Annotated in this window: 3 protein-coding genes; all 3 read right to left on the bottom strand. The window is 72.2% G+C overall.

The features are described from left to right. On the bottom strand, positions 1-370 hold a 370-nt coding region (nrfD, locus tag WA805_RS24675; RefSeq protein ID WP_425243516.1), incomplete at its 3' end, for an NrfD/PsrC family molybdoenzyme membrane anchor subunit. Continuing rightward, positions 367-1164 carry a 4Fe-4S dicluster domain-containing protein gene (locus WA805_RS24670; RefSeq protein WP_425243517.1) on the bottom strand — a complete coding sequence of 266 codons (798 nt, stop codon included), beginning with the start codon at positions 1162-1164 and terminating at the stop codon, positions 367-369. The genes nrfD and WA805_RS24670, both read right to left, overlap by 4 nt. Before the next feature lie 100 nt (positions 1165-1264). Next, positions 1265-1906: sulfite exporter TauE/SafE family protein (locus WA805_RS24665; RefSeq protein ID WP_425243515.1), on the bottom strand; the 642-nt coding region annotated here is incomplete at its 5' end.

Here is a 1906-nt window from a genome sequence, read left to right as displayed (position 1 = left end):
CCGCGGCGCCGGCCTTCGGCAGCTTGCCGGTCAGCGCGCTCGCCGCGGCCGCGCCCGCTAGCGGTCCGTAGCCCGTGATCAGCCAGGTGCCGACGCTCATTGGCGAGGTCACCTTGACCACCCGCAGCATGTTGAGGAACCGACCCGGGCGGCCGAGGTCCTTCACCAGCGCCACGGCGGACAGCGCGATGGCGCCCGTGGCGGCGGTCTTCGATGCGCGGGCAAGCTCTTGATGGCCTGAGGCCTGCGCGAAGCCCGCGAGCATCGAGGAGGCGCCGGCCAGCCCGCCAAGGAACAGGTAGCCGGGGATTTCAGGACTGCCCCAGATCGTCTCCTTGATGACCGGCCTGCCGTAGTAGGACCTGCTCACCGGCTCGTCCCCTTCCAGCGCAGGGTCGCGAGCAGCGCCCCTGCCGCCATCGCGGCGCCTGCGGTGGCCACGTGCCGCCACATCCTGGGCAGGTCGCGGGTAGTGACGACCGGGTCGGGCGGCAGCCCGTATACCTCCGGGTCGTCGAGGAGCAGGAAGAACGCGCCCCCGCCGCCGATGCCGTCCGCGGGGTCTTCCAGGTACAGCCGCGCCTCGTCCTCGCCCTGGTCGTGAAGCTCGCTGACCCGGGCATTCGCGCGCTCCCGCAGCTCGTCAAGCGGACCGAACTGGATCGACTGGGTCGGGCAGGCCTTCGCGCAGGCGGGCATCTGCCCGTCGGTCAGCCGGTCATAGCACAGCGTGCACTTGTGCGCGCCGCCGTCGGTCTCCCGGCGCGCGATGACGCCGAACGGGCAGGCGGACACGCAGTACCCGCAGCCATTGCACACGTCGTCCTGCACCACCACAGTGCCGAACTCGGTGCGGAACAGCGCTCCGGTCGGGCAGACGTCCAGGCAGGCCGCCTCCGTGCAGTGTTTGCACACGTCGCTCGACATCAGCCAGCGACTGTCCCCCGGCGCGCTGTCCCCCGGCGGGGTCGTCGCGTCGCCGGGACGGCCGATCTGCTCGATGAAGGCGACGTGCCGCCACGTGGAGGCACTCAGGCCAACCGTGTTGTCGAACGACATCCCGGTCAGCTCAAGCCCGTCCTCGGGCACGGAGTTCCACTCCTTGCAGGCCACCTCGCAGGCCTTGCAGCCGATGCACACCGAGGTGTCGGTGAAGAACCCCATCCGGGGCGGGTGGTCCTCGTATCCGGCATGGGCCGCAGGGTCGAGTGGCGGGGCGAAGTGAGCGGCCACGGGTGGTTTTCGTTGCGGAGAATTGCGGTCTTCAGTCGTACGCGCTGAGGCCGAGCTTGACGGCCAGGGCTACGCCGGCCAGGCCGATCACCACCCGCAGCACCCGGGCCGGTATGTAGCGGACCAGGACCGGGCCGATCCGGCCGCCGATGAGGAAGCCCGCGGCCAGCGGCAGGACCGCGGCCCAGCGGACCGGCCCGAACAGCGCGAACGCCACCGCCGCGACCGCGTTGGCCAGCCCGGAGACCACATTCTTCAGCGCGTTCGTCCGGGCCAGCGGCTCGGTGACCATCGCGGTCAGCACGACCAGCAGCAGAATGCCGCCGGCCGCGCCGAAGTAGCCGACGTAGACCGCCACGCAAAACAGCGCGGCGATCAGGAACGGGTTGCGTTCCCGGTCGGACGGCGCGCTTTCCTCCCGGACCGGCTGGAGCAGGAGCAGCACGGACGCCCCCCCGATCAGGATCGGCGCCACGGCCTCGAAGGTCCGGGCCGGGGTGAGCAGCAGCAGCGCGGCCCCGGCCGCGCCGCCCAGCGCGGTGACCAGGCCCAGCCGCCGGATCCGGCCCCCCTGGCCGGCCAGTTCCGGGCGTGAGCCGGCGGCCGCGCCCGCCCCCGTGAACAGCAGCGACACGGTGGTGGTCACGGTCGCGGTCAGCGGCGGCCGGCCGCG

Origin of the sequence: Trebonia sp. (genome assembly GCF_049794275.1) — a bacterium.
GTDB lineage: Bacteria > Actinomycetota > Actinomycetes > Streptosporangiales > Streptosporangiaceae > Trebonia.
This window is presented reverse-complemented; position numbering and strand designations above follow the sequence as displayed.

What these genes read in the sequence shown, in the direction of transcription:
- WA805_RS24670 (WP_425243517.1), bottom strand. Translation starts at nt 1,164, where the DNA reads ATGGGGTTCTTCACCGACACCTCGGTGTGCATCGGCTGCAAGGCCTGC.